Origin of the sequence: Pseudomonas fuscovaginae SE-1 (assembly GCF_000364705.1) — a bacterium.
GTDB lineage: Bacteria > Pseudomonadota > Gammaproteobacteria > Pseudomonadales > Pseudomonadaceae > Aquipseudomonas > Aquipseudomonas fuscovaginae_A.
Genome location: NZ_AQOH01000030.1, coordinates 10,842 through 24,631 on the forward strand (window position 1 = coordinate 10,842; position 13,790 = coordinate 24,631).

Below are 13,790 nucleotides of genomic sequence, written 5' to 3' on the forward strand. Positions count from 1 at the left end.
AGGAGCAAGGCTTGCCTGCCAGGGGCCTCGGGGCCGCTGACGGCCGCGCGGGCGAGCCTGGCTCCTGCAGTGTGGCGTTGCCGCCACCATCGCGAACAAACCGCCCCCCCACGAGTCCGGTGAGCTGGCGCGTTTCCTGCAAGCCCCCCTTCATATCGCCATAAATCGTGCACTTGGCGCCAGGGCCTGCCGGCCTTGAGCTATTGCTTGCGATTTGACCCGGCAGTCTGGGAAGTCCCACAGGGCCCGAGCTGGTCCTGTGCTTAAGTAAGAAGGGGACGTTGATGAAGGCAGTAATTCTGGCGGGCGGTCTGGGTACGCGGATCAGCGAGGAGTCGCACCTCAAGCCCAAGCCGATGATCGAGATCGGTGGCAAGCCAATTCTCTGGCACATCATGAAGCAGTACTCGGCCCACGGCATCCACGATTTCGTGATCTGCCTGGGGTATAAGGGCTACGCCATCAAAGACTTCTTCGCCAACTATTTCCTACACACCTCCGACGTCACCTTCGACATGTGCAACAACCGCATGGACGTTCACCAGAACTACAGCGAGCCATGGCGCGTGACCTTGATCGACACCGGCGAGGAAACCATGACCGGTGGCCGCCTGCGTCGTGCCGGTCGCTACCTGCAGGACGAGGAGGCCTTCTGCTTCACCTACGGTGACGGTGTCTCGGACCTCGATATCGGTGCGTTGGTGAATTTCCACCGGGCCAGCGGCAAGCTGGCGACGGTCACCGCCGTACAACCGCCTGGCCGCTATGGCGCCCTGGAGCGCGATGGCGACATGGTCCGCGGCTTCATCGAGAAGCCCCGTGGCGACGGCGGCTGGATCAATGGTGGCTTCTTTGTCCTGTCGCCCAAGGTCCTGCCACTGATCAACGGTGACTCCACGGTCTGGGAGGCCGAGCCGCTGATGGGCCTGGCCGCCGATGGCCAGTTGAATGCCTTCCAGCATGACGGCTTCTGGCACCCGATGGACACCCTGCGCGACAAGAATCATCTGGAACAGCTCTGGCAGAGCGGGGAGGCCCCATGGAAGCAGTGGGACTGAGCCGGACGTTTTGGAACGGCAAGCGGGTCCTGCTGACCGGCCACACCGGTTTCAAGGGCAGTTGGCTGGCCCTGTGGCTGCAGAGCCTGGGGGCCCAGGTCAGCGGTTTCGCCCTGGCGCCGGCGACCGAACCGAACCTGTTCGACCTGGCGCGGGTCGGCGAGGGCATGGACGATCGCCGCGGTGACCTGCGCGACCTCGGCGCACTGCTGGAACTGATTGCCGAAACCGAACCGGAAATCGTCCTGCACCTGGCCGCCCAGCCGCTGGTGCGCGAAGCCTATCGCGATCCGCTCGGCACCTACTCGAGCAACGTCATGGGCACGCTCAACCTGCTCGAGGCGATTCGCCAGGTCGGCGGCGTGAGCGCCTGTGTGCTGGTCACCACCGACAAGGTCTACGCCAATCAGGAATGGGCCTGGCCCTATCGCGAGAACGAAGCCCTCGGCGGTCATGACCCCTACAGCAGCAGCAAGGCCTGTTGCGAGCTGTTGGCGCAGTCCTACGTGGCGTCCTTTTTCCCACCCGGGCGCTACGACGTGCACGGTTTGGCGGTGGCGACCGCGCGGGCCGGCAACGTGCTCGGCGGCGGCGACTTCTCGCCGGAGCGGCTGATTCCCGACGTGCTGCGCGCCTGGTCGGCGGGCGAGCCGGTGACCCTGCGTTATCCCCAGGCCGTACGGCCCTGGCAGCATGCGCTGGAGCCGCTGGCCGGCTACCTGCAATTGGCCGCTGCGTTGTATGAACGCGGGCCGGACCTGGCCGGTGCGTGGAACTTCGGACCGGGCGAGGACGACATGTGCAGCGTTGGCGATGTGGTTGCACGACTGGCCGGACGCTGGCCACAGGCTCCCGGGTTGCGGGTCGAACCGAGCGAACTGCACGAGGCCGGGCTGTTGCGCCTGGACAGCAGCCGCGCGCGGCAACTGCTCGGCTGGCAACCACGCTGGTCGTTGCAGCAATGCCTGGAGCAGACCCTGGACTGGCATCTGGCCTGGCAGGGCGGCGCCGACATGCGCGCGCTGACCCTGGCCCAGTTGGACCTCTATCGGGGGGCGCTGTGAGCGAGTTCCTGATTCAGGCCTTGCCCCTCGCGGGGCTGTTCAACGTGCAGCACAAACGCCATTCCGATCAGCGCGGGCATTTCTCCAGGCTCTTCTGCGAAGGCAGCCTGAGTGCCTTCGGCGAGCCTTTTCACATCCGCCAGATCAACCATTCCCGCACCCGTGAGCGTGGCAGCGTGCGCGGCCTGCATTACCAGAATGCCCAGGCCCCGGAAGCCAAGTTGATCACCTGCCTGCGCGGCGAGGTGTGGGACGTCGCGGTAGACCTGCGGCCGGACTCTCCGACCTTCCTGCAGTGGCATGCCGAGCACCTGCGTGCCGGCGATGGCCGCGGCCTGCTGCTGCCGGCCGGCTTCGCCCATGGCTTCCAGACCCTGAGCGACGATGCCGAACTGCTGTACTTGCACAGTGCCGACTACACGCCCGCGAGTGAGGGCGGATTGTCGGTGCTCGACCCGCGCCTGGCGATCACCTGGCCCGAGGCTGTCAAAAATCTGTCGGCCAGGGATGCCAGCCATCCGCTGATCGATGCGTCTTTTCCTGGAGTGCGTCTATGAACTGCCGAGGTTGCGGCACCCCACTGGTCCTGCCGTTGATCGATCTCGGCACGTCGCCGCCGTCCAACGCCTACCTGCGTGCCGATCAACTGGAGCAGGCAGAGGCCTGGGTACCGCTGAAGGTCGCGGTGTGCCAGAGCTGCTGGCTGGTCCAGACCGAGGACTACACCCGCGCCGATACACTGTTCGACGCCGACTATGCCTATTTCAGTTCGTTCTCCAGCACCTGGCTGGCCCATGCCGAGCGCTACGTGGCCGAGATGACCGAACGCTTCGGCCTGACCGGTGACAGCCGGGTGGTGGAAGTGGCGGCCAACGATGGCTATCTGCTGCAGTACGTGGCCGGTCGCGGCATTCCCTGCCTGGGCGTCGAGCCGACCCGCAGCACTGCCCAGGCGGCACGGGACAAGGGCCTGGAGATCCGCGAGGTGTTCTTCGGCCGCGAGACTGCCCGGCAGTTGCGCGAGGAAGGCTGGGCCGCCGACCTGATGGCGGCCAACAATGTGCTGGCCCATGTGCCGGACATCAATGACTTCCTCCAGGGCTTCGCGACCCTGCTCAAGCCCACGGGCGTGGCGACCTTCGAGTTCCCGCACCTGCTGGCGCTGATGGCCGGGCATCAGTTCGACACCCTCTATCACGAACACTATTCCTACCTGTCGCTGACTGCCGTGCAGGCGCTCTGCGAGCGCAATGGCCTGGAAGTTTTCGATGTCGGCGGCCTGTCGACCCACGGCGGCTCGCTGCGGGTGTTCGTGCAGCGCGCTGACGGTGAGCGGCGCGATGTATTGCCGGTGTTGCGCCAGTTGCTGGACGCCGAGTTGGCCGCCGGGGTCAAGACCCCGGCGTTCTACGCCACCCTGGCGCCCGCCGCCGAACGCATCAAGCACGACCTGCTGCGCTTCCTGCTCAAGGCCAAGTCCGAAGGCAAGCGGGTGGTGGGTTACGGTGCGGCGGCCAAGGGCAACACGCTGCTCAACTATGCCGGGGTGCGCCCGGACCTGCTGGCCTGGGTCGCCGACGCCAATCCGCACAAGCAGGGCAAGTTCCTGCCGGGCAGCCGGATTCCGGTGGTTTCGCCGCAGTGCATCGCTGCCGAAAAACCGGACTATGTGTTGGTGCTGCCGTGGAACCTGCTGCAGGAAGTCAGCCAGCAGCAGGCGGTGGTGCGTGAGTGGGGCGGCCGCTTTGTCGTCGCCGTGCCCGAGTTGACGGTCCTGTGAGCGGCCTGAAGGTGCTGGTGACGGGGGCGACCGGTTTTGTCGGTCGCCATCTGGTGACGGCATTGCTGGCCCGTGGGTATTCGGTCCGGGCGGTAGCTCGCGATGCGCAGGCCGCACGCGCCCTGCCATGGATCGACGACGTCGAATTCATCGCTGCCGATGTGCATGCCGAGGATCTCGACCTGGCCCGCCTGAGCGCCGACGTCGAGGTGCTGGCGCACCTGGCCTGGCCGGGGCTGCCGAACTACCAGGCGCTGTTTCACTTCGAGCACAACCTGTTCGCCGACTACCGTTTCATCAAGCGGGCGGTGGAGGCTGGCGTGTCCCAGGTGCTGGTCACCGGAACCTGTTTCGAATACGGCATGCAGAGCGGCCCGCTGAGCGAAACGATGCTCCCGCAGCCGAGCAACCCCTACGGTCTGGCGAAGAATACCCTGCGGCTGTTTCTGGAGACGCTACGTCAGCAACGGCCGTTCAATCTGCAATGGGCCCGGTTGTTCTACCTGTATGGCGAGGGGCAGAACCCCAACAGCCTGCTGGCCAGCCTGGACCGGGCCATCGATGCCGGCGCCGAGCGTTTCGACATGTCGGCGGGCGAGCAGTTGCGTGATTACCTGCCAATCGAGGTAGCCGCCGGTTACCTGGCGCGGCTGGTGGAGCAGCGAGATTTTTCCGGGGTGGTCAATTGTTCCAGCGGTCGGCCCATAGCGGTCAGGACCCTGGTCGAACAACGCCTGCGCGAGCGCGACGCGTCGATCGCCCTGAACCTGGGGCACTACGGTTATCCCGACCACGAGCCCATGGCGTTCTGGGGCGTGGCGCAGCGGCTGCAACAGTTACTGGGAGTCGAACATGGCGCATGAGTTGTATCGGGCAAGCGGTCTGCCGGTGTTGCAGAACCGTACCTTTGCCGACGCGGCCTCGGCCAGGGCCTCGGCCAGTGCCGACATGGTGCTGGTGCAGGACGAGGTCAGCGGGCTGATTTTCAACCAGGCCTTCGATGCCGACAAGCTGAGCTACGACAGCGACTATCAGAACGAGCAGGCCCACTCCGGGCAGTTTCAGCGACACCTGAACGATGTGGAAGGCATCATTGCCCGGCACTTCAAGGGCCGCAGCCTGATCGAAGTGGGGTGTGGCAAAGGCTATTTCCTCGAGCTGCTGCGCGGCCTGGGCTATGCCATCACCGGCATCGACCCGGCCTACGAGGGCAGTAACCCCGAAGTGATCAAGGCGCCCTTCACCCGCGGCCTGGGCTTGGCTGCCGATGCCCTGGTGCTGCGGCACGTGCTGGAGCATATCGCCGAGCCGGTGGCGTTCCTCGCTGCGATGGCCGAGGCCAATCAGGGCGGGCAGATCTACATCGAGGTGCCGTGCTTCGACTGGATCGTCGAGCATCGTGCCTGGTTCGACCTGTTCTACGAGCACGTCAATTACTTCCGCCTCGAGGACCTGCGCCGCCTTTTCGGTACCGTGCACGAGGCCGGCCACCTGTTTGGCGGACAATACCTGTACATCGTCGCCGATCTCGGCAGCCTGCGTCCGACGCCGAGCGAGCCGGTGCATCGCCAGCAGTTGCCGGACGATTTCAGCGCCAGCCTGGAGAGGGCGGTGCGGATTATCCGCGAGGCGCCCGAACAGGGCTCCTGCATCTGGGGCGCCTCATCCAAGGGCGTGATCTATTCGCTGGCCCTGCAGCGGGCAGGCGTGGCGGTGGATCAGGTGGTGGATATCAATCCGGCCAAGCAGGGGCGCTACCTGCCCCTGAGCGGTGTGCGCGTGTCGTCGCCGCGGGAGGCCATGGATGCACTGCCCGAAGGCGCCAACCTGTTTGTGATGAATTCCAATTACCTCGAAGAAATCAAGCGCATGACCGGTGGACGCTACGTCTACCACGCCGTCGACAGCGCCTCCTTTCAATGAACCTTTGCCGAGAACGAACCCATGAGCAATAACCCGATTCAAGCTTTCGAAGCCGAGTGCAAGGCCGAAATCGCCGCCCAGGGCCAGGATGAAAAACTCCAGGGGCTGGCCCGCGACTTCTTCAACGAATCCGCCAGGCACAAGTACAGCTACCACTTCTCGTGGATGGGCCGGCCGATCATTCAACTGCCCCAGGACATGATGGCAATGCAGGAGATCATCTGGCAGGTCAAGCCGGATCTGGTGATCGAATGCGGCATCGCCCACGGTGGCTCGATCATCTACTACGCTTCGCTGCTCGAGTTGCAGGGCCACGGCGAAGTACTGGGTATCGATCGCGACATCCGTCCGCACAACCGCGAGGCGATCGAGAGCCATCCGATGAGCAAGCGTATCAGCATGATCGAAGGGTCGAGCATCGACCTGGCGGTGGTCGAGCGGGTACGGGCCGCGGCCGCCGGCAAGAAGGTGATCCTGGTACTGGACTCGAACCACACTCATGAGCACGTGCTGGAAGAGCTGCGCCTGTACGCGCCGCTGGTGTCGGTCGGCAGCTATTGCGTGGTGATGGACACCGTGGTCGAGGACATGCCGCCGGAGTTCTTCCCGGACCGTCCATGGGGCCCGGGTGACAACCCGAAGACCGCGGTCTGGGCCTACCTGGAAGAGAACCGGGACTTCGAGATCGACAAGCAGCTGGAGAACAAGCTGCTGGTCACCGTTGCACCTGACGGCTATCTGCGTCGGGTGCGCTGAGTAGCCACATCATCTTGAGTTCATTGGTCTATTCGGCATTTTGGGGACAGGTTATGCAAGGCAAGTACGTTTTCGAGCAGGCGCGGCTCCTGGGGGATGAGGAACCCCTGGGGGATCTGTTGACGGTGGTGATGGTCACCCATAATAGGCTGGCGTTCCTGCGTCGGGCGGTGGTCTACTACAGCGCCCTGCCTTGCAAGCTGCTGATTCTCGACTCTTCGCCCGAGCCCTGTGCCGAGGTCGCCGAGGGGCGCGATTCGGTCGAGTACCTGCACGTGCCGCAGTACGACTACTGGAAGTTGCAGGACAAGTTCGCCCATGGCGTGATGAGCGTGAAGACGCCATACATGGTGTTCGCCGCCGACGACGACTTCATCGTCCATGATGCCCTGAGCCAGTCCGTGGCCTTCCTGGAGGACCATCCCGACTACGGGATGTGTCACGGCTACTGCATGATGTACCTGACCCTGGCCAACAGCGTCCTGTATTATCGCCGCGACAAGAAGGTCTGCGAGGACTACGCTTGCGAGCGTGCGCAGGATCGTGTGCTGAGCTACATGGGCCAGTACCTGCCGCCGTTCTATGCGGTGCACCGCACCGACCTGATGCGCGACTGGCACTCGGCGATGCCCAAGGGCACCAGCTTCCAGTGGCAGGAGATCGGTCACGTCTACTACATGCTGGCCAGGGCCAAGGCGCGGATCCTGCCGATCCCCTATGTGGTGCGCGAGCTCAACTACGGTGATTCGGAGCACAGCACCGAGGTCTACCACTCACTGTCCTACACCGATGCCAAGTCGACCGCCGAGCGTGAAGCGTTCGCCGAGTTCCTGGCGACACTGCCCACCGGCATTGAGGGCCTGGATCGGACCCAGACCAAAGCCTTCGCCCTGGAAAGCTTCGAGGCCATGGTCGACAGCCTGCGCAGCGGTCGGGCGCTGACCGTCGAGATGATCTTCGACTCGACCTGGAACAGCATCGAGGAGCCGCCGCAGCGGCGCTTCGGGCCCAAGCAGTACATGGAGATGCCGTTTTACAACCAGGTTTTCTTCGATCAACTGACCCGGTTCGAATTCCTTCTGCATGCCATGCCCGCCGGCCGTTCGCAACTGCAACGGCTGGAAGCGGCCTGGGCCCGCCAGCAGGCGCTGATGCGCCCACACAACAACGACACCCCGCAAAGCGTGGTCGATCGTCTGTGGCAGGCTCACGACTGCAACCTGTTCAACCGGCGTGTGATCCGGGCCCTGGCGCGGCAGCTCGAATCCCTGGGCGAGCATGACGATGCCCAGCGTATCGCCGCCTGGAGCGAGCGCCTGGATGCGGTGTCGAGCGACGACAACCGTGCGACATTCGACGCCACGCTCTCGGGACGTCTGTTGCACTGGCTGGACGCGCGTGAGCCGGATGTCAGCGAACGCAAGGCGATTGCCGAGTATCAGGCCCAGCAGGGCGTCGGTCCGCTGTTCGGCCTGATGCTGCTGGACCTGGCGGATGATGTCGACAAGCTGCAGGTGACCCTCGACAGTCTCCTGGAAGGCCATGGCAAGGCGTTCCGCATCGTGGTCTTCACCACCGGTGAGCCACAGGCGGCAACGACCCTGCAGAATACCCTGCATTTCATTCGGGTGACCGAGGGCAACTACGTCGACAAGCTCAACCAGTTTGCCCGCCAGTCGTCCTGTGACTGGTTGATGCTCGCCCAGGTGGGCGATGAGTTCACGGCCAGTGGCCTGCTGAAGGCCGGCCTGGAGCTGCGTCACGCCGAAGGCTGCCGCGCGGTATGCATCGATGAAATCCAACGAGATGAAAATGGCGCGCTGACCGATGTCTTCCGCCCGGGCTTCAACCCCGATCTGCTGTTGAGCGTGCCGGCCCTGATGGCGCGCCACTGGTTGGTCCGGCGTGATGTACTGGTCGAGGCCGGTGGCTACAGCGCCGACTACCCTGATGCCCTGGAATTCGACTTGTTGCTGCGGTTGATCGAACAGAACGGTCTGGCCGGATTGGCACACCTGGACGAGCCTCTGCTGATCAGCACGAAGCCGGAGCTGAAGGAGAACGCCCACGAGCGTGCGACGCTGCTGCGTCACCTCGGCGTGCGTGGCTACAAGGCCCAGGTCACCTCCCAGGAGCCGGGTACCTACATGATCGACTACCGGCACAGCGAACGTCCATTGGTGTCGATCATCGTCCATGGCGCGGTAGGCTTTGACGAGTTGGAGCGCTGCCTGAGTGCGCTGTTACAGCGTACGCGCTACCTGAACTACGAAGTGCTGGTGGCTGAACACTCGAGCTATGCCGAGGCATTGTCCAACTGGTTACAGGGCCAGCCGCAGGCCAGCAAGGTCAGCTTGCTGCAATCTGACTGGGCGAGCCCCCCGGCTTTCTGCAACGCCGCGGCGCGGCAGGCGAGGGGTGAGTACCTGGTGCTGCTGGCGGCCGACAGTGAAGTGGTCAACCCCAACTGGATCGAGTCGCTGCTCAACCAGGCGCTGCGTCCGGAAGTCGGGGCGGTGGGGGCCAAGTTCTACAGCCGCGACGGCAAGATTTCCCAGGCTGGCCTGATTCTTGGTCTGAACGAAGGCATCGACTCTCCGTTCGTGGGCGAGAAGAAGGATGCCAAGGGTTATATGCAACGCCTGATGGTCGAGCAGAACTACTCGGCGGTTTCGGCGCTGTGCCTGATGGTGCGCAAGGCGCTCTTCGATGCGCTCGGTGGGCTGGACGAGGGCGACTTTGCCGAGGGCTTCAGCGAAGTCGACCTGTGCCTGAACATCGGCCAGGCCGGTTACCTGGTGTCGTGGACGCCACAAGTGCAGGTCCTGCATCCGGGCGTGCTGCCCGAGGCACCTGCGGCCCTGGAGGCATTGCGTGAGAAGTGGGCAGCCAACTTCCAGGTCGACCCGGCGTACAACTCGAGCCTGGCATTGCGTGGCAAGGGCTTTACCCTGGGCGAGGCGTACCACGTGGATTGGGCGCAATTGCTGGCTTGAGCCGGCTGTCAGGAGACAACATGTTCAACGGCAAATCGATTTTCATCTCCGGTGGTACCGGCTCGTTCGGACGCAATTTCATCCGGCGCCTGCTGGAACAGTATCAGCCCAAGCGGGTGGTGGTGTTCTCGCGTGACGAGCTCAAGCAGTACGAGATGCAGCAGACGTTCAACGCTCCATGCATGCGTTATTTCCTGGGCGATGTGCGTGATGTCGAGCGGCTGCGCCAGGCCATGCGCGGCATCGACTTCGTGGTGCATGCCGCTGCGCTCAAGCAGGTGCCGGCAGCGGAATACAACCCGACGGAATGTATCCGCACCAACGTCAATGGGGCGGAGAACATCATTTCTGCGGCCATTGATAACGGCGTGAAAAAGGTTGTCGCCTTGTCCACGGACAAGGCCGCCAGCCCGATCAACCTCTATGGCGCGACCAAGTTGATGTCCGACAAGTTGTTCGTGGCTGCGAACAACATTGCCGGGGATCAGCAGACGCGTTTTTCCGTGGTGCGTTATGGCAACGTGGCCGGATCGCGAGGCTCGGTGGTGCCGTTCTTCGACAAGCTGATCAGGGAGGGGGCGGGCGAACTGCCGATCACCGACGAGCGCATGACCCGTTTCTGGATCACTCTCGATCATGGCGTACAGTTCGTGCTCGACAGCTTTGCTCGGATGCATGGTGGAGAGGTCTTCGTCCCGAAGATTCCCTCCATCCGCATCGTCGACCTGGCCCGCGGCATGGCCAGCCACCTGCCGCACAAGCACGTGGGGATCCGTCCCGGCGAAAAACTCCATGAATTGATGGTGCCCCTGGACGATGCGCGCATGACGCTGGAGTTCGCCGACCATTACACGATTCAGCCGTCGATCCGCTTCACTCAGGTTGATGTCGACTTTGCCGTGGATGGCCTCGGCGAGCGCGGCCGGCCGGTATCCGAGGATTTCGAATACCGCTCCGACACCAATCCGCAGTTCCTCTCGGTGGCAGAGCTTGCCGAGCTGCATGACGGTCTGTCCGCATGATCCCCTATGGGCGCCAGAGCCTTGACCAGGCGGATATCGATGCAGTCGTAGCCGTACTGCAATCGGACTGGTTGACCCAGGGGCCGACCATCGAGCGATTCGAGTCGGCGCTGGCAGCACGTTGCCAGGCCTTGCACGCGATTGCAGTGTGCAATGCGACCGCCGCCCTGCATATCGCTTGTCTGGCTGCTGGCCTGGGGCCAGGCGATTGGCTTTGGACCACCCCGAATACCTTCCTGGCATCGGCCAACTGCGGGCTTTACTGTGGTGCCCAGGTTGATTTCGTCGACATCGATCCCTTGACCTGGAACCTCGATGCCGCTGCCCTGAAGCGCAAGCTGATGGCGGCTGAGAGTACGGGCCGTCTGCCCAGGGTGGTGGTGGCAGTGGCCTTCTCCGGGCAAAGCTGCGATATGCAGGTCATCGCGCAACTGGCCCGTGAGTACGGCTTCATGCTGATTGAGGACGCCTCACACGCGGTAGGGGCTTCTTATGCCGGAAGCCCGGTTGGCAGCGGGCGGTTCGCCGACATGACGGTTTTCAGTTTCCATCCGGTCAAGATCATCACCACAGCCGAGGGCGGGATGGTTTTGACCAATCGCACGGAGTTGGCCGAACACCTGCGTCGCCTGCGTAGCCATGGCATGACCCGTGATCCGGCGCAGATGAGCGGGCCCAGCCACGGTCCCTGGTACTACCAGCAGATCGAGTTGGGTTTCAATTACCGGATCACCGATATCCAGGCGGCGCTCGGTCTGTCGCAGTTGGCCAGGCTGGACGCTTTCATCGCCCGACGGCGCTACCTGGCAGCGCGTTATCAGCGCCTGCTGGCAGATTTGCCGGTGACGCTGCCGGGCCTTCAGGCGGATGCCGAATCGGCTTGGCACCTGTATGTGATCCGGCTGCAACTGGAGTGTATCAGTGTGACTCACCGTGAGGCCTTCGAGGCGTTGCGGGCGGCGGGGGTCGGCGTGAACCTGCACTATATACCCGTGCATCTGCAACCGTATTACCGCGAGCTGGGTTTTGCCGAAGGCGATTTTCCCCAGGCCGAGCGTTATTACGCCGAGGCCATCAGCCTGCCGATGTACCCGGATCTGGGGGACGAGCAACAGAATTATGTTGTCGATCAATTACGACGGATTTTGAACAGCGATGGCAATCATGCATGAGCTGAGCGAGCAGGAACACTTGTGGCGGGGCGAGTTCAGTGATGCGTGTGTGTGGCGCAACCAGGGACAGGAGTGCGGTACCGGCATAATGCTGTTCAAGCGCGATTTCACCAGCGAGATACCCACTCGCGATAGCGAACTGCCGTTACTCGACCATGGCTTCGGTCCCCACCGGCGCCGACAGTTTCCCGTCGATAAGCGGAACGGGTTCCAGTTGGAAAAACGCCGTTGAGTGCCGTAGCGATCATTCCGGCGCGGGGTGGCAGCAAGCGGATCCCGGGCAAGAATCTCAAGCTGTTCCATGGCGAGCCGATGATCGCGCGTTCGATCCGGCTGGCGCTGGCCAGCGGTCTGTTCGAGCAGGTGCTGGTCAGTACCGATGATAAGCAGATCGCCGAGGTGGCCCGTGAGCGGGGCGCCCAGGTGCCGTTCATGCGCCCGACGACGCTGGCCGATGATTTCACCGGTACCACGGCGGTGATCGTCCATGCCATCGAGGCCTTGGCCCGCCAGGGGCAGGTGTTCGATTACGCCTGTTGCCTCTACGCCACGGCTCCCCTTTTGCAAGGGCGTTTTCTGCGTGAAGGCTTCGACTTGCTGGAGCAGAATCCCGAGCGATCCTTCGCCTTTTCCGTCTGCGAGTTCGGCTTTCCGGTCCAGCGGGCCCTGACCCTCACAGAGGACGGAGCGCTGACTGCGTTGTACCCGGAGTACCGCCAGACCCGGTCCCAGGATCTGCCGCCGGCGTTCCAGGATGCCGCCCAGTTCTATTGGGGGCGCAGTGCCGCCTGGTTGCGCGGCGACGTGCTGTTTTCCGAAAAGAGTCTGCCGGTGCGGCTTCCGCGCCATCTGGTTCAGGATATCGATACGCCCGAGGACTGGTGTCGGGCCGAGTACCTGTATGCCGCCCTGCAAGCCGGAGGAGAGTTGGAGTCGTGAGGGTGTTGATCCGTGCCGACGCATCGGCCGCTATTGGCAGCGGGCATGTTGCCCGTTGCCTGACGTTGGCCACGGTCCTGCGTGCCAACGGTGCCGAGGTGGTGTTCGCCTGTCGCGAATTGCCCGGCAATGCGCTGGCCCGGCTGGCGGGGGAGGGGTGGCGTAGTGTGGGCCTGCCGGCGCTCTATCCGGGTGAAGAGCCTGCCAGGGGGATCGAGGCGCCGTTGCCCTGGCAGGCCGATATCGACGCCCTGCAGAACGGCCTGTCGGGGGAGCCCGCATTCGACTGGATCGTCGTCGACCACTATGGCCTCGACCATCACTGGCAGACCGCTGCCCGGCGCTGGGCCGGGCGGATCGCGGCGATCGATGACCTGAACAATCGCCAGCATGCGGTGGATCTGCTCTTCGATCAGAATTTCACCGCCAGCGATCCCGCGTACGCCGGACGCACCCTGGCGCCTTGTCGGCAATTGCTCGGTCCCCGCTATGCGCTGATCCGCGACGAGTTCTGTCGTGCACCGGTACCGATCAAGCCCCGGGTGGATCGCGTGCTGGTGAACTTTGGCGGGCTCGACGGTGCGGGGGAAACCTGGAAGGCCATGCTGGCTCTGGCGGATTTCCGGGATTTGCAGGTGGACTTCGTCGCCGGCACGGCCAATCCGCGCCTGGCGCAGCTGCAGGCGATGGCTGCGGATCGCCCATCGTGGCGGGTGCGGACCTTCGTCCAGGATTTTGCCGAGCTGATGGCCGCTGCCGACCTGTTCATCGGCGCTGGCGGCGGTACCAGTTGGGAGCGCGCCGCGCTGGGGCTGCCGACCCTGTGTATCGCCGTGGCCGAGAACCAGCAGGCCAATGCCGAACGGCTGGCGGCGGCGGGGGCTCACCTCTATCTCGGCCCCTGCCAGGCGGTGGATGTCGGTCACCTGAAGCAGGCGGTGGAGGACGTGCTCGGCGATGTCGACCTGCGCCGCAGCCTGGCCGAGCGTTCGCGCAGCCTGGTCGACGGGCAGGGTGCGCGGCGTTTCGCCAGCGCCCTGCTGGGCGAGAGTTTCCTTGTTTCTCAACAGCGGCAGGGCC

General features: G+C 63.9%; 12 protein-coding genes and 1 pseudogene. All 13 read left to right on the forward strand.

Annotated elements, in window-relative coordinates; all coding sequences use genetic code 11:
- The first annotated feature begins 284 nt into the window (after positions 1-284).
- Positions 285-1,058, forward strand: coding sequence for a glucose-1-phosphate cytidylyltransferase (gene rfbF, locus K675_RS0104045; RefSeq protein ID WP_017902229.1), 774 nt, complete (start codon positions 285-287; stop codon positions 1,056-1,058).
- Positions 1,040-2,122 (forward strand): CDP-glucose 4,6-dehydratase, encoded by a 1,083-nt coding sequence (gene rfbG / locus K675_RS0104050; protein WP_017902230.1) that lies wholly within the window; start codon positions 1,040-1,042, stop codon positions 2,120-2,122. The genes rfbF and rfbG overlap by 19 nt, the downstream gene beginning before the upstream one ends.
- Positions 2,119-2,679, forward strand: coding sequence for a dTDP-4-dehydrorhamnose 3,5-epimerase family protein (locus K675_RS0104055; protein ID WP_017902231.1), 561 nt, complete (start codon positions 2,119-2,121; stop codon positions 2,677-2,679). The genes rfbG and K675_RS0104055 overlap by 4 nt, the downstream gene beginning before the upstream one ends.
- Positions 2,676-3,902 (forward strand): class I SAM-dependent methyltransferase, encoded by a 1,227-nt coding sequence (locus tag K675_RS0104060; RefSeq protein ID WP_017902232.1) that lies wholly within the window; start codon positions 2,676-2,678, stop codon positions 3,900-3,902. Before K675_RS0104055 ends, K675_RS0104060 begins: the two co-directional genes overlap by 4 nt.
- A gap of 5 nt (positions 3,903-3,907) precedes the next feature.
- Positions 3,908-4,765 carry an NAD-dependent epimerase/dehydratase family protein gene (locus tag K675_RS0104065; protein WP_026144910.1) on the forward strand — a complete coding sequence of 286 codons (858 nt, stop codon included), beginning with the start codon at positions 3,908-3,910 and terminating at the stop codon, positions 4,763-4,765.
- Positions 4,755-5,825, forward strand: coding sequence for a class I SAM-dependent methyltransferase (locus K675_RS0104070; RefSeq protein ID WP_017902234.1), 1,071 nt, complete (start codon positions 4,755-4,757; stop codon positions 5,823-5,825). The genes K675_RS0104065 and K675_RS0104070 overlap by 11 nt, the downstream gene beginning before the upstream one ends.
- Before the next feature lie 21 nt (positions 5,826-5,846).
- Positions 5,847-6,581 carry a cephalosporin hydroxylase family protein gene (locus tag K675_RS0104075; RefSeq protein ID WP_017902235.1) on the forward strand — a complete coding sequence of 245 codons (735 nt, stop codon included), beginning with the start codon at positions 5,847-5,849 and terminating at the stop codon, positions 6,579-6,581.
- Between the two features lie 53 nt (positions 6,582-6,634).
- Positions 6,635-9,577 (forward strand): TIGR00180 family glycosyltransferase, encoded by a 2,943-nt coding sequence (locus K675_RS0104080; protein ID WP_017902236.1) that lies wholly within the window; start codon positions 6,635-6,637, stop codon positions 9,575-9,577.
- A 20-nt stretch (positions 9,578-9,597) separates the two neighbouring features.
- Positions 9,598-10,599 carry a UDP-N-acetylglucosamine 4,6-dehydratase (inverting) gene (gene pseB, locus K675_RS0104085; protein WP_017902237.1) on the forward strand — a complete coding sequence of 334 codons (1,002 nt, stop codon included), beginning with the start codon at positions 9,598-9,600 and terminating at the stop codon, positions 10,597-10,599.
- On the forward strand, positions 10,596-11,771 hold the full coding sequence (gene pseC / locus K675_RS0104090; protein WP_017902238.1) for a UDP-4-amino-4,6-dideoxy-N-acetyl-beta-L-altrosamine transaminase: 1,176 nt from the start codon (positions 10,596-10,598) through the stop codon (positions 11,769-11,771). The genes pseB and pseC overlap by 4 nt, the downstream gene beginning before the upstream one ends.
- Complete coding sequence (locus K675_RS0104095) at positions 11,755-12,003, forward strand: hypothetical protein (RefSeq protein ID WP_017902239.1); 249 nt, start codon at positions 11,755-11,757, stop codon at positions 12,001-12,003. Before pseC ends, K675_RS0104095 begins: the two co-directional genes overlap by 17 nt.
- Positions 12,000-12,710: a pseudaminic acid cytidylyltransferase gene (gene pseF, locus K675_RS0104100; RefSeq protein WP_017902240.1), complete on the forward strand. Its 711-nt coding sequence runs from the start codon at positions 12,000-12,002 to the stop codon at positions 12,708-12,710. Before K675_RS0104095 ends, pseF begins: the two co-directional genes overlap by 4 nt.
- A pseudogene (pseG, locus tag K675_RS0104105) lies at positions 12,707-13,756 on the forward strand (UDP-2,4-diacetamido-2,4,6-trideoxy-beta-L-altropyranose hydrolase); the annotation flags it as partial. The gene pseF and the pseudogene pseG, both read left to right, overlap by 4 nt.
- Positions 13,757-13,790 lie beyond the last annotated feature (34 nt).

What these genes read in the sequence shown, in the direction of transcription:
- K675_RS0104075 (WP_017902235.1), top strand. Translation starts at nt 5,847, where the DNA reads ATGAGCAATAACCCGATTCAAGCTTTCGAAGCCGAGTGCAAGGCCGAA.
- K675_RS0104060 (WP_017902232.1), top strand. Translation starts at nt 2,676, where the DNA reads ATGAACTGCCGAGGTTGCGGCACCCCACTGGTCCTGCCGTTGATCGAT.
- K675_RS0104080 (WP_017902236.1), top strand. Translation starts at nt 6,635, where the DNA reads ATGCAAGGCAAGTACGTTTTCGAGCAGGCGCGGCTCCTGGGGGATGAG.
- pseB (WP_017902237.1), top strand. Translation starts at nt 9,598, where the DNA reads ATGTTCAACGGCAAATCGATTTTCATCTCCGGTGGTACCGGCTCGTTC.
- rfbF (WP_017902229.1), top strand. Translation starts at nt 285, where the DNA reads ATGAAGGCAGTAATTCTGGCGGGCGGTCTGGGTACGCGGATCAGCGAG.
- rfbG (WP_017902230.1), top strand. Translation starts at nt 1,040, where the DNA reads ATGGAAGCAGTGGGACTGAGCCGGACGTTTTGGAACGGCAAGCGGGTC.
- K675_RS0104095 (WP_017902239.1), top strand. Translation starts at nt 11,755, where the DNA reads ATGGCAATCATGCATGAGCTGAGCGAGCAGGAACACTTGTGGCGGGGC.
- pseC (WP_017902238.1), top strand. Translation starts at nt 10,596, where the DNA reads ATGATCCCCTATGGGCGCCAGAGCCTTGACCAGGCGGATATCGATGCA.
- K675_RS0104070 (WP_017902234.1), top strand. Translation starts at nt 4,755, where the DNA reads ATGGCGCATGAGTTGTATCGGGCAAGCGGTCTGCCGGTGTTGCAGAAC.